Origin of the sequence: [Clostridium] citroniae WAL-17108 (genome assembly GCF_000233455.1) — a bacterium.
Classification (GTDB): domain Bacteria; phylum Bacillota; class Clostridia; order Lachnospirales; family Lachnospiraceae; genus Enterocloster; species Enterocloster citroniae.
Genome location: NZ_JH376423.1, coordinates 89,204 through 108,111 on the forward strand (window position 1 = coordinate 89,204; position 18,908 = coordinate 108,111).

General features: G+C 49.9%; 16 protein-coding genes. 14 read left to right on the plus strand and 2 right to left on the minus strand.

Translation table 11 applies throughout. From position 1 onward, the window contains the following. The first annotated feature begins 173 nt into the window (after positions 1–173). From HMPREF9469_RS15645 to HMPREF9469_RS32480, 5 genes are all read left to right on the plus strand, one after another. Complete coding sequence (locus HMPREF9469_RS15645) at positions 174–1,916, plus strand: ABC transporter ATP-binding protein (protein ID WP_007863594.1); 1,743 nt, start codon at positions 174–176, stop codon at positions 1,914–1,916. After that, complete coding sequence (locus tag HMPREF9469_RS15650; RefSeq protein WP_007863595.1) at positions 1,906–3,675, plus strand: ABC transporter ATP-binding protein; 1,770 nt, start codon at positions 1,906–1,908, stop codon at positions 3,673–3,675. The genes HMPREF9469_RS15645 and HMPREF9469_RS15650 overlap by 11 nt, the downstream gene beginning before the upstream one ends. 279 nt (positions 3,676–3,954) lie before the next feature. Continuing rightward, positions 3,955–5,301 (plus strand): hemolysin family protein, encoded by a 1,347-nt coding sequence (locus HMPREF9469_RS15655; protein WP_007863598.1) that lies wholly within the window; start codon positions 3,955–3,957, stop codon positions 5,299–5,301. A gap of 27 nt (positions 5,302–5,328) precedes the next feature. Further along, entirely contained in the window at positions 5,329–6,477 is a 1,149-nt protein-coding gene (locus tag HMPREF9469_RS15660; protein ID WP_007863600.1) for a sodium ion-translocating decarboxylase subunit beta, read from the plus strand. A 42-nt stretch (positions 6,478–6,519) separates the two neighbouring features. Further along, complete coding sequence (locus HMPREF9469_RS32480) at positions 6,520–6,657, plus strand: OadG-related small transporter subunit (RefSeq protein WP_007863603.1); 138 nt, start codon at positions 6,520–6,522, stop codon at positions 6,655–6,657. Positions 6,658–6,828: 171 nt separating this feature from the next. Here HMPREF9469_RS32480 and HMPREF9469_RS15665 read toward each other — a convergent pair whose 3' ends face one another. Continuing rightward, positions 6,829–8,259, minus strand: coding sequence for an alanine/glycine:cation symporter family protein (locus HMPREF9469_RS15665; RefSeq protein ID WP_007863604.1), 1,431 nt, complete (start codon positions 8,257–8,259; stop codon positions 6,829–6,831). A 487-nt stretch (positions 8,260–8,746) separates the two neighbouring features. On the opposite strand from HMPREF9469_RS15665, the gene HMPREF9469_RS15670 reads away from it, so the two are divergent. From HMPREF9469_RS15670 to HMPREF9469_RS15710, 9 genes are all read left to right on the plus strand, one after another. After that, positions 8,747–9,409 (plus strand): helix-turn-helix transcriptional regulator, encoded by a 663-nt coding sequence (locus HMPREF9469_RS15670; protein ID WP_007863606.1) that lies wholly within the window; start codon positions 8,747–8,749, stop codon positions 9,407–9,409. A gap of 145 nt (positions 9,410–9,554) precedes the next feature. Beyond that, positions 9,555–10,316 carry an SDR family NAD(P)-dependent oxidoreductase gene (locus HMPREF9469_RS15675; protein ID WP_007863607.1) on the plus strand — a complete coding sequence of 254 codons (762 nt, stop codon included), beginning with the start codon at positions 9,555–9,557 and terminating at the stop codon, positions 10,314–10,316. 21 nt (positions 10,317–10,337) lie between these two features. Next, a complete protein-coding gene (locus tag HMPREF9469_RS15680; protein WP_007863609.1) occupies positions 10,338–11,834 on the plus strand; it encodes a sugar ABC transporter ATP-binding protein in 1,497 nt (498 codons plus the stop codon). Between the two features lie 52 nt (positions 11,835–11,886). Then, positions 11,887–12,840 (plus strand): ABC transporter permease, encoded by a 954-nt coding sequence (locus HMPREF9469_RS15685; RefSeq protein ID WP_007863610.1) that lies wholly within the window; start codon positions 11,887–11,889, stop codon positions 12,838–12,840. Between the two features lie 49 nt (positions 12,841–12,889). Next, positions 12,890–13,978: a sugar ABC transporter substrate-binding protein gene (locus HMPREF9469_RS15690; RefSeq protein WP_007863612.1), complete on the plus strand. Its 1,089-nt coding sequence runs from the start codon at positions 12,890–12,892 to the stop codon at positions 13,976–13,978. An 81-nt stretch (positions 13,979–14,059) separates the two neighbouring features. Further along, complete coding sequence (locus HMPREF9469_RS15695) at positions 14,060–15,052, plus strand: NAD-dependent epimerase/dehydratase family protein (protein ID WP_007863614.1); 993 nt, start codon at positions 14,060–14,062, stop codon at positions 15,050–15,052. A 5-nt stretch (positions 15,053–15,057) separates the two neighbouring features. After that, positions 15,058–16,413 (plus strand): allantoinase AllB, encoded by a 1,356-nt coding sequence (gene allB, locus HMPREF9469_RS15700; protein WP_040416662.1) that lies wholly within the window; start codon positions 15,058–15,060, stop codon positions 16,411–16,413. A gap of 15 nt (positions 16,414–16,428) precedes the next feature. Further along, the gene (locus tag HMPREF9469_RS15705; protein ID WP_007863619.1) at positions 16,429–17,688 is read left to right on the plus strand and encodes a Zn-dependent hydrolase; all 1,260 of its coding nucleotides are present in this window, start codon (positions 16,429–16,431) and stop codon (positions 17,686–17,688) included. A gap of 29 nt (positions 17,689–17,717) precedes the next feature. Next, positions 17,718–18,107: a RidA family protein gene (locus HMPREF9469_RS15710; protein ID WP_007863620.1), complete on the plus strand. Its 390-nt coding sequence runs from the start codon at positions 17,718–17,720 to the stop codon at positions 18,105–18,107. Between the two features lie 20 nt (positions 18,108–18,127). Here the strand turns inward: HMPREF9469_RS15710 and HMPREF9469_RS15715 are convergent, their stop codons facing one another. Next, positions 18,128–18,901, minus strand: coding sequence for an FCD domain-containing protein (locus HMPREF9469_RS15715; RefSeq protein WP_007863628.1), 774 nt, complete (start codon positions 18,899–18,901; stop codon positions 18,128–18,130). Positions 18,902–18,908: the final 7 nt, after the last annotated feature.

Genomic DNA, 18,908 nt, shown 5'->3' on the forward strand with positions numbered 1-18,908 from the left:
AAAAAGATATATTACATATATTAAAACAATATTTTTAATATGGTTATTCCTATGATATAATACCAGACAGTGCAAAAAATGGCAATGTGCAAAAAAGCAATGTATGAAACATGACAATGGCCGCAGGAACCAGGAAGATACAGCGCAGATATGCGGCAGAATGGAGTTTGAGTATGAAACGATTGTTGGGTTATATGGGGGAATATAAAAAGGAGAGTATCCTGGGTCCCCTGTTTAAGATGCTGGAGGCCAGCTTTGAGCTGTTTGTGCCTCTTGTGGTCGCCAGTATGGTGGATGTGGGGATCAAGAACCATGATAATGCCTATATTCTTAAGATGGGCGGACTCCTTCTTTTGCTGGCTCTGATTGGGCTGGCCTGTTCCCTGACCGCCCAGTATTTTGCCGCAAAAGCCGCCACCGGCATGGCCACAGCCCTGAGGAACGACCTGTTTGCCCATATAGGCGGTTTGTCCTATGGGGAGATCGATTCCGTGGGCACCTCCACCATGATCACCAGGATGACCAGCGATATCAATCAGGTACAGAACGGAGTCAATATGACCCTGCGCCTGCTGCTGCGTTCCCCCTTTGTGGTGTTTGGGGCAATGGTCATGGCTTTCACAGTAGATGTCCGGTCCGCCATGGTCTTTGTGGTGACGATCCCGGTGCTCTGCGTGGTGGTATTTGGGATCATGCTGGTGAGTATGCCCCTTTACCGGTCCGTACAAAGACAGCTGGACAAGGTACTGCTCACCACAAGGGAAAACCTGATGGGGGTCAGGGTCATCCGTGCCTTTAACCGCCAGAGAAGTGAGACTGAGAAGTTTGAGGGGGAAAATGACCAGCTGGTAAAGATGCAGGTTTTTGTGGGAAAAATATCCGCCCTATTAAATCCCATTACCTATGTGATCATCAATGTGGCTGTGGTGGCCGTCATCTGGGTAGGAGCGCAGCAGGTGGAGGGCGGCATCATTACCCAGGGCAAGGTCATTGCCCTGGTCAATTACATGTCGCAGATCCTGGTGGAACTGATCAAGATGGCGAACCTGATCATTTTGATCTCCAAGGCAATTGCCTGTATGAACCGGGTGGATGGGATCTTCCAGGTAAAGACCAGTATCCGGGAAAAGGAAAATGCTGTGAATATGGGAAATGCCGGAACCCCCAAGGTGGAATTCAAAAACATGAGTTTTCGATACGGCAAGGCCAACGCGGAGGCCCTGTCCCATATTTCCTTTCAGGCCATGGGCGGACAGACCATAGGAGTGATCGGCGGAACCGGCGCGGGAAAGACCACGCTGGTAAACCTGATCCCCAGGTTCTATGATGCCTCAGACGGGCAGGTATTGGTGGACGGCGTGGATGTAAGGGATTACTCCCTGGCCGCACTGCGCTCAAAGATCGGCATGGTGCCCCAGCGCTCCGTTCTGTTTAAGGGAACCCTGAGGGACAATATGAAATGGGGCAGGCTGGATGCCTCTGACCAGGAGATATTCAGGGCGCTGGATGTGGCCCAGGCCAGGGAGTTTGTGGAGGAAAAGGAACAGGAACTGGATCTGCATATTGACCAGGAGGGCAGGAACCTGTCCGGCGGACAGCGGCAGCGCCTTACCATTGCAAGGGCACTGGTCCGCGAACCTGAGATACTGATCATGGACGACAGCGCATCCGCCCTGGATTTTGCAACAGATGCCAGGCTGAGAAAGGCCATCAGGGAGGGGACAAAGGACATGACCGTGTTTATTGTATCCCAGCGTGCCACCACCATAAAACAGGCGGACCTGATCCTGGTGCTGGATGACGGGCATCTGGCTGGAATAGGAAGCCACAGGGAATTGTTGAGATCATGTGAGGTGTACAGGGAGATCTGCCTGTCACAGCTTTCAAAAGAGGAGGTGGAACGGGATGAGCAGTAAGACAAAAGCATTGGATAAAAGCAGGAGCATGGACACCCTGAAACGCATCCTTTCCTGCATTGCACAATACAAATGGGGCGTTATGCTGTCACTGTTCCTGGCACTGATAACCGTTGCCCTCACCCTGTACGTCCCCATACTCACAGGGCGGGCGGTAGACCAGATCGTGAGCACAGGCCATGTGAACTTCTCAGGGCTTACAACTATCCTGTGGAAAATCCTGGGAGCCGTAGGCCTGACCGCTGTGGCGCAGTGGATGATGAACCATATCAACAATACCATCACTTACAAGGTGGTGAAGGATATCCGAACCAGGGCCTTCAACCATTTGGAGATCCTTCCTCTCAGCTATATTGATTCCCATCCGTCAGGAGATATCATCAGCCGGATCATTGCGGACATTGACCAGTTCTCGGAAGGTCTGCTCATGGGATTTACCCAGCTGTTCACAGGCGTGCTCACCATTGTGGGAACCTTGTTATTTATGCTCTCCATTCACCCGGCCATTACCCTGGTGGTGGTCCTTCTGACCCCTATCTCCCTATTTGTGGCCAGCTTTATAGCAAAGAGGACCTTTGTTATGTTCAGGCATCAGTCCGTGACCAGGGGAGAACTTACGGCATTGACAGACGAGATGCTTGGAAATATGAAGGTGGTTCAGGCATTTGGTTATCAGAAGGAGGCCCAGCGTAAATTCGAGGAGATCAATAACCGCCTGGCCGGGTACAGCCTGCGGGCCACCTTTTTCTCCTCCATCACCAATCCGGCCACCCGGTTTGTCAACAGTACGGTGTACGCCGCAGTGGGGATCACAGGGGCGTATGCCGCGATCCGGGGATTCATGACAGTGGGGCAGCTGACCAGTTTTCTAAGTTACGCAAACCAGTATACAAAGCCGTTTAATGAGATATCCGGCGTGGTGACGGAACTTCAGAACGCTTTGGCTTCCGCTGCCCGTGTCTTTGAGCTGATCGATGAAAAAGCGATCCTGGCAGATAAGCCGGATGCAGTGGAACTGGAACAGGTGGACGGAAGGGTGGAGCTGGAGCATGTGGATTTTTCCTATACCCCTGACAGGAAGCTGATAGAGGACTTTAACCTTCTGGTAGAGCCGGGCCGGCGGGTTGCCATCGTAGGCCCCACGGGCTGCGGCAAGACCACGATCATCAATCTTTTGATGCGCTTTTATGATGTAAACAGCGGCGCCATCCGGGTGGAGGGAGAGGATATCCGGGATGTGACCAGGAAAAGCCTGAGGACCAATTACGGCATGGTGCTTCAGGAAACCTGGCTGAAATCCGGCACCATCCGTGAGAATATAGCATACAGGAGGCCGGATGCCACAGAGGATGAAGTCATCCAGGCAGCAAAGGAAGCCCACGCCCATGGATTCATCACCAGAATGCCGGAGGGATATGACACGGTCATAAGGGAGGACGGAGGAAATCTGTCCCAGGGCCAGAAACAGCTGCTCTGCATTGCCAGAGTCATGCTTTGCCTGCCGCCCATGCTGATACTGGATGAAGCCACCTCCTCCATTGATACCAGAACAGAGATCAGGGTACAGAAAGCATTTGCCAGAATGATGGAAGGGCGCACCAGCTTTATCGTAGCCCACCGCTTATCCACCATCAGGGAAGCGGACGTGATCCTGGTCATGCGTGACGGCCATATTGTGGAAAAGGGCAGGCATGAAGAACTGCTGGAGAAAAATGGCTTTTATGCAGAGATATACAACAGCCAATTTGCCCGAGCATAGCCCGATATCAGGAGCAGGGAAGAGGCCGGCCGCGGGTTTGGGCGCCGGCCTCTTGTCTTTAGCCGGTTACCGGCGCCTTAGACTTGACGGCCCCGCGGCCGTATCCGCCGCCCCATCCCCATTCCCTTCACGAACGGATACGCCATCCCCATCCCCTGCATATCCTTATAACTCCCAATTCCAATCTTAATACAATCTTTAGCTGACAATTCACACATTTTTATGTATAATACCCTATGAAACCACTAAAAATATGAAAAAACGGAGGAATGAATTATTATGGAATCGGACCCGGAAGCGGCCAATATTATATTCCAAATCACAATCTTAGTTATCTTAACTCTTATCAATGCATTCTTTGCAGGCTCAGAGATGGCAGTTGTCTCAGTCAACAAGAACAAGATCCGCCGTCTTGCAGAGCAGGGCAACAAAAACGCAGCGCTGATCGAACGGCTGATGGAGGATTCCACAGTCTTTCTGTCCACGATCCAGGTAGCCATAACACTGGCAGGCTTTTTCTCCAGTGCATCTGCTGCAACCGGTATCGCCCAGGTACTGGCAGTGAAGATGGAAGCGTGGAACATGCCTTACAGCCAGACTCTGGCAGGCGTTGTGGTGACGCTGATCCTGGCATATTTTAACCTGGTGTTCGGCGAATTGGTGCCCAAGCGCATCGCCTTACAGAAGGCCCAGGGTTTCAGCCTTTTCTGTGTGCGCCCCATATACTACATTTCCCGAATCATGAATCCATTTATCAGACTGCTGTCCCTTTCCACCAGCGGCTTTCTTAAGTTGATCGGAATGCACAGTGAAAGCCTTGAGACCGATGTGTCTGAGGAGGAGATCAAGTCCATGCTGGAAACCGGCAGTGAGACCGGGGTGTTCAACGACATTGAGAAGGAGATGATCACATCCATCTTTTCCTTTGATGACAAGCGGGCCAAAGAAGTGATGATACCGCGCCAGGATATGGTGGCAATTGATATCAATGACCCTATGGAAGAATATATTGATGAAGTGCTGCAGTCCATGCATTCCAAGATACCTGTCTATGAAGGGGATATAGACAATATTATCGGTGTCCTTTCCATTAAAGCCCTGACCATTGAAGCCAGGAGAAAATCCTTTGACGGTCTGGATATCCGCTCCCTTCTCATGCCGCCTTGTTTTGTGCCTGAGAACCGGAGGACGGACGCCCTGTTCAGGGAAATGCAGAAGAATAAGACAAAGCTGGCGATTCTGATCGATGAATACGGCGGCGTGGCCGGTATGGTCACACTGGAGGATCTGATTGAGGAGATTGTGGGCGAGATCCACGAAGAATATGAGGAAGTGGAACCGGAGATCCTGGAGCTGGAACCGCACAGGACCTACCGGATATCAGGCAGCATTTCCCTGTTTGACCTAAAGGAGGAGATGCATCTTCACATGGACAGTTCCTGTGATACACTGTCCGGCTATCTTATGGAACAGCTGGGCTACATACCCAGCCAGGCCGAACTTCCCATCACCGTGGTTACCGGGGAGGCGGATTATGAGATAGAGGGAATGGATGAACGTGTGATCAGTTACGTGAAGATGACACTAAAGGAAGTGAAAAAAGAGGAAGAAACAGAGGAAGAATAGGAACAAAAAGCGTAGGAGGATATGAAAATGAGTTTTCTGTTAGATGGAGTCATGGCAGTTACATGGCAGCAGCTGATCATGTACGGAGTGGGGATCTGTCTGATCTGGCTGGCTGTAAAAAAGGGATATGAGCCATCCCTGCTGCTGCCCCTTGGGTTTGGTGCAATTCTTGTAAACCTTCCCTATTCAGGTGTGATCGACCAGATGGTACAGGGAAAGGTGCCCGCGGCAGGCATCATAGAATGGCTGTTTAAAACAGGAATTGAGGCATCGGAGGCAATGCCTATCCTGCTGTTTATAGGAATCGGAGCAATGATCGACTTCGGTCCGCTTTTAAGCCAGCCGGTGCTGTTTCTCTTTGGAGCCGCAGCCCAGTTTGGTATCTTTGCTGCAATCCTGATCGCCTGTATGATGGGATTTGACTTAAAGGACGCTGCATCCATTGGAATCATCGGCGCTGCAGATGGACCTACTTCCATTCTGGTGTCGCAGGTGCTGGGCTCCAGCTACATGGGTCCCATTGCAGTGGCGGCTTACTCGTACATGGCGCTGGTGCCCATTATCCAGCCCTTTGCCATCCGTCTTGTGACCACCCACAAGGAGCGCTGCATTCATATGGAGTATAATCCAAAGAGTGTGAACAAGACACTGCGTATTGCATTCCCCATTGCTGTTACCATCATTGTAGGTCTGATTTCACCCCAGTCAGTGGCTCTGGTAGGCTTTCTCATGTTCGGCAACCTGCTGAGGGAGTGCAGCGTGCTCAACAGCCTGAGTCAGGCGGCACAGAATGAGCTGGCAAACCTGATCACCCTGCTTTTGGGAATCACCATATCCTTCAGTATGCAGGCTGAGAAGTTTGTAAATGCAGCAACTCTGATGATCATGGCCCTCGGACTGGTGGCCTTTGTATTTGACACCATTGGAGGCGTGCTGTTTGCAAAGCTGGTGAATGTGTTCCTGAAGATGGCGGGCAAAAAGCCTGTAAACCCCATGATCGGCGGATGTGGGATCTCAGCATTTCCCATGTCCTCCAGAGTGGTCCAGAGAATGGCGGCTCAGGAGGAACCGGGCAATATTATCCTGATGCAGGCAGCGGGCACTAATGTATCGGGCCAGGTTGCATCGGTTATTGCAGGCGGACTTGTGATCAGTATTGTAACCCAGTATCTGTAGAACCACCGGATTTCAGGTGACTGCGACAAGGAGGAATGAAAAATGAATATGGCAAATATTGAGATTGCCCTGGAAATCATGGGGAAGGGCATGGGCGGTATCTTTGCGGCGATCATTGTCATCATGCTGGCGGTTATGGTGCTGGGAAAAGTGACAGGGAAAAAGGACAAAGAGGAATAGATAGAAGACAAAAGATAGAAGATAGAGAAGCGGAAAGCAGAAAGTAGAAAGCAGAAAAAGGGCATGAGTTCCGGCAGTTTTGCCGGGAATCATGCCCTTTTAAGCTGAAGCGACCCGCTGCAGGCGGAGAATCCTGCTCGCAGAATGCTTTATTCTATAGGACTACACATTCTAATCCTCCAACAGCGGAATGGGTGTTTCATCCTTTTCGTCCAGGTGCTTCAGATAATACTTTGTGTCCTTCACGATCACATTGGATAAAAGGAGTACGGCAATGAGGTTTGGAATAGCCATCAAGGCATTCAGGGTGTCGGCAATGCTCCACACCAGCTCCAGCTGGATGATTGGCGCCGCCACCAGTACTATGGCCCAGGCCAGGCGGTAGGGGATCACGCCCCGTTTTCCCATCAGGTATTCCAGGCACCGCTCCCCGTAGTAGGACCATCCCAGAATCGTGGAGTAAGCAAAGGTGATGATACCTACGATCAGGATGGGCTGGCCGATATAAGGGATGAGACTGAATGCCGCATTGGTCAGCTCGCCGCCGGACAGGTTGGTAACGCTGATGGAATCATGGCCTATAATGCTGCTGACAAGCACCAGCCCGGTCATGAGACAGACCACCACAGTGTCCCAGAAGGTTCCGGTGGCAGATACTAGTGCCTGGCGCACCGGGTTGCGGGTCTGGGCAGCCGCTGCCACAATGGGAGCGGACCCCATACCGGATTCATTGGAGAAAAGGCCTCTGGCAATACCGTACCGGGCGGACATCATGATGCCTGAACCCACCAGACCGCCTGCAATGGACCGTACCTCAGTAAAGGCGCTGCGGAATATGACGGAAAATGTTTCCCCCAGAAATGCCCGGTTGATAAAAAGGATGATCAGGCACCCGATCACATAGAAAAAAGCCATGAAAGGCACCAGCTTTTCACATACCCGGGCAATGGACTTGACGCCCCCAAAGATGACCAGGCAGGTGATGGCACTTGTAATAAGGCCCACTGCCAGGCTTATGAGCCAGGGATATGTATCCAGCATGTTTTTCAGGCCTCCGCTGGTGATCAGGGGTTTCACATTGCTGTTTACAATGCTGGAAATGGCATTGACCTGGACGCCGCACCCGATACCAAAGGAGGTAAGTGTCCCAAGGACTGCAAAGGTGATGCCCAGCCACTTCATGTTCAGCCCGCGCTCCAGGGCGTACATGGCTCCTCCCAGCATGGTGCCGTCCTTTGTGCGGACCCTGTATTTAACTGCGATCAGGGATTCGCCATATTTGGTGGCAATGCCGAATACACCGGTGAGCCAGCACCACAGGACCGCTCCCGGGCCCCCCAGGGCAATGGCTGTCCCCACTCCTATAATATTTCCCGTGCCGATGGTGGAGGCCAGGGCGGTGGTAAGTGCTGCAAACTGGCTGATATCCCCGCTGGAATCCGGATCCCTTGTCACGGAAAGCCTGATGCCTGTAAAGGTCTTCCTTTGAATGAACCCTGTACGGATCGTGAGATAGAGATGTGTTCCAAATAGAAGAGCAATCATGGGAATTCCCCAAAGGTATGCATTGACGGTCTCCACAATGGTGCTGAACAATTCCATGTTAAAATCCCCCGTTTCCTGAAACAATAATACTACTAATTTAGCACAGCAATATATAAAAAGCAAGATAATAAGGTTTTTGGATGTAAAAGGGATATGAAACAGAAAATAATATGGTAAAATTCAATAAAACCCAAAAAATAGTATATGGCCAGGCGGCTGATCGGAAAAGCAGGGTAGGTGCGTCAAAAAAGGAGGGGGGTTGATTCGCGCTGTGATATTAGGTACAATAGGAAGGAAACCTGACTTTTTGTAAGATTTTATATGTTATGTATTGTGATCACCAGCATTGCAGATGATAGTCAGAAAGGAGAGAAAAAGACAAAAAGTTTTGCAACTTGTTTTGAATTAAAGAATAATAGTGAAATATGCACAAGTAAGAGATTGATAATTCTTGCATAAGCAACAAAAACACAATAATCTTACAAAAAGTCTTTACGGCAGACAAAAAGTATGCTAATATACAATCAGAAAAGGAAACAGAGATATGAAAGAGTTGAAAGATGAAAAAAAGTTTTTAACACAGCTAATGGACATGCTGGAGCAGCAGCTGGGTCCATATACGGAGGTGGTCCTGCATGATCTGAAAAAGGACTATGCCAATACCATAGTGGATATACGAAACGGCCATATAACCGGCCGTCAGGTAGGCGGCACGGGGAGCAACCTGGGACTGGAAGTCCTGCAGGGCACTGTGAAGGACGGAAATCGTTTCAATTATATCACCCAGTTAAAGGACAACCGGATATTGAGATCCTCCTCGCTGTACATCAAAGATGATGAGGAGAACCTGATCGGATGCCTTTGCGTAAATACGGATATTACGGAAAGCGTCAAGCTGGAAAGCTATCTGAAAGACATGAACCGCTATGATATCAATGCAACTGACAAACAGGAAGTATTTGTAACGGAAGTAAATCAGTTATTGGAATATCTTCTTCAGGAAGGCCAGAAGCTGGTGGGTAAGCCTGCAGGCGTTATGAATAGGGAAGAAAAGCTCCAGTTCCTGAAATATCTGAACGATAAGGGGGCATTTCTCATAACAAAATCAGGAGAGCGTATACAGACATTTCTGGGAATATCCAAATACACCATGTACGCCTATCTGGATATGATCAAAAAGGAAGAAGCAGGAACAAAAACTGAATAAATGGGCAGCTCGTTAACTGGCAGCACAATAAAATACACCGGAGTGGATTCTTTTTCAGGGATTTGAAGAAGGTGTATTTTTTGTACCCTAAATTAGGGGAAATCTATAAAAAAGATCCATACATATTAAAAATCAGGAGGAAAACATGAAAAAACTGGAGGGAAAAATTACTGTTATGACGGGAGCCGGCTGCGGATACGGGATGAGCAGCGGTTTCCCTGCTATATTTGCAAAGGAGGGCTCACACCTTGTACTGAACCATTTTAAGCAGGACCCGGAGGGAATGAAAAAGTTTAAGGAAAGCCTGGAAGCCTGTGGGGTCAGGGTGGTGCTGGTGGAAGGAGATATTTCGGAAGAAGAGGTGGCCAAGAGGCTGATCGACACCGCAGTGGCGGAATTTGGACGTATTGATGTGCTGATCAACTGCGCCGGCATATCCAATCCCAAACTTCTCACAGAGATTACAACACAGGAGTGGAACCGCATGCTGGCAGTGGATCTCACAAGCAATTATTTTACATGCAAATATGCGGTGCCGGTTATGATCAAACAGAACTTTGGAAGGATCATCAATCTGGCATCCCAGGTAGGACAGAAGGGAAGCGTGGAGCACTGTCATTACGCTGCTGCCAAGGCAGGTGTGATCGGTTTTACCAAATCCCTTGCACGGGAAGTGGGGAAATACAATATTACGGCAAATTGTATTGCGCCTGGGCCCATAGAGACGCAGCTAATGGGTGTGGTCAGCGATGAGTGGAGAAAGAACAAGGAGGCGGAGCTGGTGCTGCCAAGGTTTGGTGAGTTGGAAGAAATCCTGCCAACCGCAGTGTTCCTGGCAGCAGAGCCGGATGGCAACCTCTATACAGGGCAGACCCTGGGGCCGAATCTGGGGGATGTAATGTATTAAACAGATGACAGGAGAATGTAAATGGGAGAGTATTTACTGGAAACACAGGGGATTTCTAAATCATTCAGTACAGTTAAGGTGTTGGAGGATATCAATCTTAAAATAAGGAAAGGGGAGATCCATGCGCTGTTAGGTGAAAACGGCGCAGGAAAATCAACCCTAATGAAGATCCTCACAGGTGTGTTGGCGGCTGACAAAGGCACGATTCTTTACAGGGGAAAGCCGTTAAAGATCGTCCATCCAAGGGAAATCCATGAGTATGGAATTGGTATTGTTTATCAGGAGTTTAATCTTCTTCCGGACCTGACGGTTGCTGAAAACATTTTCATAGGGCGTGAACCACAGATGTCCTTAAAAGGATTTATCAATGACTCTAAGTTAAATAAGGAGGCCGCCCAGCTTTTGGAAAGGCTGAACTGTTCTTCCATTTCCCCCACTCGCAAGGTGGGGACCCTAAGCGTGGCGGAACAGCAGATGGTTGAGATCGCAAAGGCCTTATCCTCCAACTGTGAACTGCTTATCATGGATGAACCCACGGCAGCGCTGACTGATTCAGAGATCGATATACTGTTTGATATTGTAAGAAAATTGAAACATGAGGGGGTTGCCATTATTTACATATCCCACAGGATGAGCGACCTGGATGCCATTGTGGACAGGGTGACGGTGCTGCGGGACGGAAAGCTGATATCGGAGCATGAATATGACAGCTCCATTAAGGATCTCCTGATCCAGGAAATGGTGGGACGTGAACTGACCCAGAAGTTCCCTCCAAGGCCGGATTACAAAAGAGGAAAGAAAACACTGGAGGTACAGGGCCTGAATATTGCAAATACCCTGTACGACATTAACTTTGATGCATACGAGGGGGAAATCCTTGGCATCGCGGGCCTGATGGGGGCTGGACGGACAGAACTTGCCAGGGCAATCTTTGGGGCCGACAAAATCGATTCAGGAGAAATCAGGATCAATGGAACTGTGAAACACATTACATCACCGTATAAGGCGATCTCTGAGGGCGTGGGATATATAACAGAGGACCGAAAAAAAGACGGACTTATGCTGGAGCAGACCCTGCGCGGCAATATATCCATTGCCAGCCTTGATAAGTTTTGTAAGGGCGGTTTTGTCAAGGATGGCCTGGTGGATGAGGCAGTGGAACAGTATATCCGCAAAATGAGAATCAAGACCAGAGGGATGGACCAGCTGGTAAAAACATTGTCAGGGGGAAACCAGCAAAAGGTGGTTGTGGCAAAATGGCTTTGCAGGGAGTCGGAGATCCTGATCCTGGACGAGCCCACAAGAGGGATCGATGTCAATGCCAAATATGAGATTTACGAGCTTATGTACCAGCTGGTTCTGCAAGGGGTGACAATCATCATGATATCCTCGGAACTTCCTGAAGTTATTGGAATGAGCGACCGGGTTCTGGTTATGTGTGAGGGAAGAATGACCGGAGAGCTGGGCAGGGAGGAACTGGAGCAGGACAGGATACTGAAGTATGCGATGGCTCATTAAATGGCTGATTCTATGGCTCATTAAATGAAAATAAAAGATTGAGGTAGGCTATATGGGTGAGAAACGTCAAAAGAAGAACATAAATACACAGATAATTTTTACAATGATGGGGCTTTTGATATTGTGTATATTTTTTTCAGTCACAACAAAAAGCTTCCTGACGCAGAGAAACCTGCTTAACATTGCCACACAGACATCAGTAGCGGTCATTGTTGCCATTGCAGAAACATACATCATTGCCAGCGGCTGTATTGACCTGTCGGTTGGCTCAGGGGTGGCTTTTTCCGGTCTTGTGGTGGCGTCTGCCATGAAAGCCGGAATACCGGTCCCCATTGCCATGATCCTGGCCCTTGGCATGGGTATGGCATTGGGCGCATTTAACGCGTTTGTCATCACAGTGCTTGGGATCGTCCCCTTTATAGCCACCTTGGGGACTAACAGCATTTTCCGCGGCATTGTCCTTGTGATCATGGACGGTGTTCCCATGTCGGGCCTGAAATCAGAGTTTACCTGGATTGGTTCGGGGAAATTATGGGGATGGCTGCCGTGGGCGGTTATATTCATGGCGGTCATCGCGGTGGTCATGGCCATCTTGCTTAAGAAAAGTAAGTTTGGCCGTTATGTGTACGCAATTGGAAGCAACGAACAGGCGGCTTATCTTTCCGGTATACCGGTAAATAAGATTAAAGTGATGAATTATGTGATCAGCGGTGCCCTGGTGGCATTTGCGGGAATGCTTCTGGCGGCAAGGGTTTCCTCGGCAGCTCCCACGGCAGGGGACCTGTACGAAACCAATGCCATCGCCGCCTCGGTTATAGGCGGGGCAACCTTATCCGGAGGAAAGGGAAGCATAGCCGGGACGATTGTAGGAGCGTTTATCATTGGCGTGCTCAGCAATGGGCTGAACCTGATCGGGCTGAATTATTTCTGGCAGCAGGTGGCCATTGGCGTGGTTATCATATCGGCAGTGTTCCTGGAAGTGGTGCGGGAGCGTTTGAAAAAGTAGGAGTTGCTGTATCAACGCAGCAAAAATATAGATGCAAAGGAGAAGGAATATGAAGAAAAGATTAGCAGTAGCATTGGCGGCAGTAATGGTAGCGGGGAGTCTGGCAGGATGTGCGGGCAGCGGCACTACAGCCGCTCCGGAAACAAAGGCAGAGATGCAGGCAAAGGCCGGGGAATCTGAGGCAGAGAAAAAGGCTGAAGAAAAGACAGAAGAAAAGACAGAGGAAAAAGCAGGGGGGCAGGGCGCTGATACTGAAAAGACAATGGTGATCGGGGTGATACCAAAATCCACGCTGTTTGACTTTTACAAGATGGTACGCCAGGGGGCGGAAGATGCAGCGGCGGAGCATGGGTATACCATCAATTACCAGGGCACCAACTCTTCCACGGACACAGCCACACAGCAGAACATTGTGGAGGACATGATGATGTCAGGAATAGACGCCCTTGTCATCTCATCCATTGATGCAAAGGCCATTAACGACACCATGGCTTCCCTGGATGTACCGGTGATCACATTTGATGACGAGATGGATCCCTCCGTATGTCTCACCACTGTATCGGTGAACCATGAGGCCGCCGCCGCTGCAGGAGCTGCCTATATTGCTGAGAAGCTGCCCGAGGGAGGAAAGGTTGCCGTTGTGTCATCAGAGGCTGGTTCCGATGTAATACAGCAGAGGGACAGAGGATTTGAAAACGAGCTGAAAAAGCATGACCAGTTTGAGCTGGTAGGCATCTATCACACGGAGGGCGACAGGGAGAAGGCCGCTAATATTATGCAGGATCTGTTATCAGAACACCCTGATCTGGTTGCGGTATTCTGCTGTAACGAAGGTGCATCAGCCGGTGCCAGTAAAATGTTAAAGGATGAGGGCCGCACCGATATCCTGGCAGTGGGATATGACTCTTCAGAAGAGCTGATCAATAATATATACGATGGAAGCCTGGACGCGCTGATCTCCCAAAATCCCTATGGTTTGGGCTACAATTCCGTAAAGGCGGCCATTGAGGCCATTGACGGAAAAAATGATTTCCCGGATGTGACGGAAAGTCCATACTGGCTCATCGATGCAGACAATATCCATGACTCTGAGGTGATCAAGATCCTGGATCCCCTTGGAACCCTTAATTTAAAATAATGTAGATTGCGGGGCGGAGCACTGCGGACGGAATCCATAAACTTCAGCCTGCAGTACTCCCCATCAGATGAGGAAAAGTCCATGGAACGATTGTTTCTTACAGGCGGTTCCGGTTTTATTGGAATCAATGTTATGGAATGCTTTTTAAAAGCAGGTATTCAGGTTTACAACTATGACTGCTGTAACGTGGCGGACTGTGTGGAAGCGTATTTTGGACAGCTTGGCGGTGATTACCATTTTATTCAGGGCGATATACTGGATGGGGAAAGACTGCGGCTGTCACTGGGGGAAAGCGGTGCCGACACGGTTATCCACATGGCTGTGATCACTGTGACGGAGGACAGGGAGAAAAATGACACCCGGCATATCTTTGACGTGAACTGCAAAGGCACTTTGAATATGCTGGATGCCTCTGTTGCGGCAGGCATCAGGCGCTTCCTGTATGTAAGCTCCATAGCGGCTTATGGAACCACGGCATATAAGGCAGACATCCTGACAGAGGAGATGGAGAATCTAAATCCTGAAAACCTGTATCAGATTTCTAAATTCACTTCTGAAAAACTAGCTCTCCGGTATCAGTATCTTCATCATATGGATATAACCTGTGCAAGGCTGGGGGATGTGTTTGGACCATGGGAGAGGCCTACCAGGTTCAGAGATAAAATGAGTGCTCCGTGCATCACCCTTAAGTATGCCATGGATGGAATCCAGGCGGTTTTAAAAAGGCCCAACCGAACCAGCTGGGTGTACAGCAGGGATATTGCCGGTGCGCTTTTTTGGCTGGCCGGGAGGAGCCCTGAATGGGATGTGTATAATTTGAGTTCCGGCAGTATATGGTCCATTGCGGACTGGTGCCAGGCATTATGTTCCTATTATCCGGGATTTAAGTGGAGACTGGCCGGACGGGAGGAGGAATCTAATGTGTTTTACCACGGTATCAGGGATAATGCCCCCATGTCTGTTTCAAGGCTCTGTGAATCCGGTTATACGCCGCAGTATGACATGGAAAAAGCCATGAAGGATTATATTGCATGGGCGGAAGAATACCCGCAGATGTTTGGGAAGGTTAAGTGAAAGCCATGGGATTTGACAAGATAATAGATAATGGGACTCTGGTGCTGGAAGACGGCTGTCTGAATGCATCATTGGCAATAAAGGATGGAAAGATAGCTGCCATTTTACAGGATGGCTGTGGAGCAGATGGGAAGGAGAGGATCGATGCAGGAGGGCGGTACATATTTCCGGGGGGAATTGACACCCACACCCATTTCTTTGATCCGGGGGCGGAGTACAGGGAGGACTGGGAATGCGGCACAAAGGCTGCTGCCTCAGGCGGTTATACCCTTGTGATGGAAATGCCCAACAGCAGCCCTCCTGTTATAGATAAGGACACGTTCCGTACCAAATATGAACGTGCTTCCCAGCATGCGGTGGTGGATTTTGCCCTGTGGGGCGGAGCTATCGCAGGAGGGAACAGCCATATAGGGGAGCTGTGCGGCTTAGGGTGCATTGCCTTTAAAGGATTTACCCTGGACGCAGGACCGGAATTTAAGTGGCTGGACCACCAGCAGCAAAAGGACGCCATGGATGAGGTGAAAAAGCATGGGCGGATACTGGGGTTCCACGCCGAGGATGAGAATATTATAAGTGAATTAAAGGAGCGGTTTCAGGATGGTCCATGGAACCTTCGCCTTCACGACATGGCAAGGCCCTGGTATGCGGAGATGATTGCGGTACAGAATGCGGTAATCCTGGCAAAAGCATCCGGCTGCCCTCTTCATATCTGCCATTTATCCATACCGGAGGGAGCTGAACTTATTAAGAGGGCAAAAGCGGAGGGGGTGGATGTATCGGCAGAAAGCTGTGCCCACTATTTTCTTCTGAATCATGAGGATAATTTTGGCGCAGGAACCTACGGTCTGATCCAGCCGCCTTTGAGGGACAGGAAACGGATGGAACAGATGTGGGAGTATCTTCTGGATGGGACCATTGATTACCTGGGCACGGATCATGCGCCTTATACAAAGGAGGACAAGGAACCGGAGGATGGAAATGGGTGGAATGTAATGGGAGGCGCGCCCTCCATTGACATTGCCTATCCCCTTATGATATCCGAGGCAGTCATAAAACGGGGGATGAAAGCCTCCCGGCTGGCGGATCTGTGTGCGACCAATGCGGCAAAACGTTTTGGTTTGTACCCCCGCAAGGGAGCGGTCAGGGTGGGAGCAGACGCGGATCTGGCTCTGGTGGATATGGACTGCCGGTGGAATTACAGCAGGAAAGACAGTTTATCCAAGACAAAATGCACCAGTTTTCCTTATGAGGGAAAGGAGGTTCTCTGCCGTGTGACGGAAACCCTTGTGAGGGGAAGGACTGTTTACAGGGATGGCGCTATATGGGCTGTTCCGGGCAGCGGAATATTCATTAAACCATAGAAAGGGGTAATAGAAATGCTTGGGATCAACAAGGAACGTTTATGGGAACGTCTTCAGTACGTAGGAGGGATCGGAGCAGATCCCAGAGGAGGGATCAGCCGGTTTGCATGGACACCTGCCTACAGGGAAGCGTGCGAAGTCCTTATGGGGTGGATGCGGGAAGCAGGACTGACCGTGCGGATGGATACAGTGGGAAATATCTATGGAAAACTGGAGGGGCAGGAGGACCTTCCCCCCATTCTCACAGGCTCTCATTTTGATACAGTACCCATGGGAGGGAAGTTTGACGGACTGGCAGGCGTTATGGCAGCCCTTGAGGTGCTTACCACCCTGTCCGAGAACGGGATCAAGCCAAGGCGTCCCATTGAGATGATCGCATTTGTTAACGAGGAAGCCAGCCAGTTCCTGGGAGGACATTTTGGCAGCAAGGCGATCTGCGGTATGCTTCCGGAAGATTATGCAGCCACCTCCACGGACAGGGCAACAGGGATCACTATGAGGCAGGCAATGCTGGATTTTGACATGGGACTGGAGCCGGACAATTTCCCGGGAAGCTATATTAAAGCGGGGGACTATTATGCATTTATAGAACTTCATATTGAACAGGGATGTTACCTCCTTCATGAGGACCTGCCCATGGCTGTTGTGACGGATATCGCCGGGATCAAACAGTTCTATATAACGCTACACGGTGTGTCCGCCCACGCAGGGGGTATGGCAATGGAGGACAGGCATGATGCCATGGCGGCGGCAGCGGCAATTGCATGTGAGGTGGAGCGCCTGGCCCTGGAATCAGGCTCCACCACCCGGGGAACAGTTGGTTATATAGAAGCCCTTCCCGCAGAACACAATATTGTGGCAAACCAGGCTATTGTGCCTGTGGATTTCAGGGAAAAAGAAGATGACCTGTGGCAGAAACTATATGATGACCTGATGGCATTTGTGGAAAAGCAGTGCAGGGACAGGGGACTTACCTATTCAGTCAGGAGTACGATCAACACAGAGCCTGTTCACTGCGATAAACGTCTTGTGGAATTGATCGAGCAATGCACCGGGAAGGAGGAGATACCCCATAAATATATGGTAAGCTATCCCGCCCATGACGCAATGCAGATGGGACGTCTGTATCCCATGGGAATGATCTTCCTGAGAAGCTCAAATGAAGGGGTCAGCCATTGCCCGGATGAATACACCACGCCGGAGGATATGGCTGACGGCACCGCAGTTCTGTTGAGAACCGTGGAACGTCTGGCCCAGGAGGACTTGCTTGGATAAAAACAATGAGATGAAAGGAAGACGGGAATATGGATGTAATTAAGATTTCTACAGATAAATGCCCAAAGCCGGGCGGCTGGTATTCGCAGGCTTTCAGAACAGGCGATCTGATCTTTACAGCAGGGGTAACGGCTAATGATCCTGTTACCCAGGAGTTGGTAGGGCCGGGAGATATTGTGAAGCAGACAGAGCAGATTTTAAAGAACATGGACAATCTTTTGCGGGAGGCCGGCTCAGACCTGGATCACGTGATAAAGACCCTTGTATTTGTCTCCAACATAGATGACTTTGAGATATTTAATGAGACTTATAAAAAATATTTTCCCCATAATCCCCCTGCCAGAAGTACCATGCAGATCGGTAAGTTTAATCATGGCATGGTGATCGAGATAGAAGCAGTTGCAGTTGCGGCTGACTGAGAGCAGAAAAGAGTACCGGTTCAGACTGTTCCGGTATTCTTTTCTATTTCATGGATAATGTCAAGCAGATGGCTTTTTATCAAATGTGCTGCAAGCTGGGGATCATGCTGCCTTACAGCGTTAAGGATCTCCTCATGTATGGCGGCATACGTGGTGGAATATTCCAGAATCCCCCCTGCCTGCGCATTCCATTCAATGCAGCGCTGCTGATAGATCAGGAGGTTCAGAGCAGTGTACATGGCCTGGTTTTGGGAGGCTTTAGCCAGAACCAAATGAAAATCCAGTCCCGTGCCGGCCGAACTGTTTCCAAGGGAAATGGAGCGTTTGTGCTGGTTCAGTGACCACTGCAGTTCCTCCAGGTCCCCGGGACCGGCATTGAGGGCCGCCAGGCGGGCTGCCTCGTATTCAATGGCGATCCGGGCATACAGGATATCTGCCAGGGTCTTCATATCAGTGCTCTTGGTAAGGGCCATCAGGTCCCTGCTGAACTCCTGTTCAGCGGCCTGGGCGCGAAGATGGGAGGCTTTTTCCAGTCCCAGGTCTGTAAGGACCCTTCCCTTGTTGGCCACCTGTACGGTGTAACCATGACTATCCATCATCTTAAGGTTTCTTCCTATGGTCGCAGTACCCACCGTTAGTCCTGCCTGCTCAAACATTTCCTTAAAGGTCCAGGAACCGGTAGGTTCGTTTTTCTGCAAAAGGAATGTAAGAATTAGGTAATCAATTAAATCGGACTGGATGGGAAAAAGCTCCTTTAGTTCTTCCAGGGAAAGGTTCAAAGATTCATTGGGCATGAAAAAG

Excerpts from the sequence above, each read along its gene's own strand:
- HMPREF9469_RS15685 (WP_007863610.1), top strand. The coding sequence starts at position 11,887 with ATGGGTGAGAAACGTCAAAAGAAGAACATAAATACACAGATAATTTTT.
- HMPREF9469_RS15670 (WP_007863606.1), top strand. The coding sequence starts at position 8,747 with ATGAAAGAGTTGAAAGATGAAAAAAAGTTTTTAACACAGCTAATGGAC.
- HMPREF9469_RS15665 (WP_007863604.1), bottom strand. The coding sequence starts at position 8,259 with ATGGAATTGTTCAGCACCATTGTGGAGACCGTCAATGCATACCTTTGG.
- HMPREF9469_RS15645 (WP_007863594.1), top strand. The coding sequence starts at position 174 with ATGAAACGATTGTTGGGTTATATGGGGGAATATAAAAAGGAGAGTATC.
- allB (WP_040416662.1), top strand. The coding sequence starts at position 15,058 with ATGGGATTTGACAAGATAATAGATAATGGGACTCTGGTGCTGGAAGAC.
- HMPREF9469_RS15675 (WP_007863607.1), top strand. The coding sequence starts at position 9,555 with ATGAAAAAACTGGAGGGAAAAATTACTGTTATGACGGGAGCCGGCTGC.
- HMPREF9469_RS15650 (WP_007863595.1), top strand. The coding sequence starts at position 1,906 with ATGAGCAGTAAGACAAAAGCATTGGATAAAAGCAGGAGCATGGACACC.
- HMPREF9469_RS15690 (WP_007863612.1), top strand. The coding sequence starts at position 12,890 with ATGAAGAAAAGATTAGCAGTAGCATTGGCGGCAGTAATGGTAGCGGGG.
- HMPREF9469_RS15715 (WP_007863628.1), bottom strand. The coding sequence starts at position 18,901 with ATGCCCAATGAATCTTTGAACCTTTCCCTGGAAGAACTAAAGGAGCTT.
- HMPREF9469_RS32480 (WP_007863603.1), top strand. The coding sequence starts at position 6,520 with ATGAATATGGCAAATATTGAGATTGCCCTGGAAATCATGGGGAAGGGC.
- HMPREF9469_RS15680 (WP_007863609.1), top strand. The coding sequence starts at position 10,338 with ATGGGAGAGTATTTACTGGAAACACAGGGGATTTCTAAATCATTCAGT.
- HMPREF9469_RS15705 (WP_007863619.1), top strand. The coding sequence starts at position 16,429 with ATGCTTGGGATCAACAAGGAACGTTTATGGGAACGTCTTCAGTACGTA.
- HMPREF9469_RS15695 (WP_007863614.1), top strand. The coding sequence starts at position 14,060 with ATGGAACGATTGTTTCTTACAGGCGGTTCCGGTTTTATTGGAATCAAT.
- HMPREF9469_RS15655 (WP_007863598.1), top strand. The coding sequence starts at position 3,955 with ATGGAATCGGACCCGGAAGCGGCCAATATTATATTCCAAATCACAATC.
- HMPREF9469_RS15710 (WP_007863620.1), top strand. The coding sequence starts at position 17,718 with ATGGATGTAATTAAGATTTCTACAGATAAATGCCCAAAGCCGGGCGGC.
- HMPREF9469_RS15660 (WP_007863600.1), top strand. The coding sequence starts at position 5,329 with ATGAGTTTTCTGTTAGATGGAGTCATGGCAGTTACATGGCAGCAGCTG.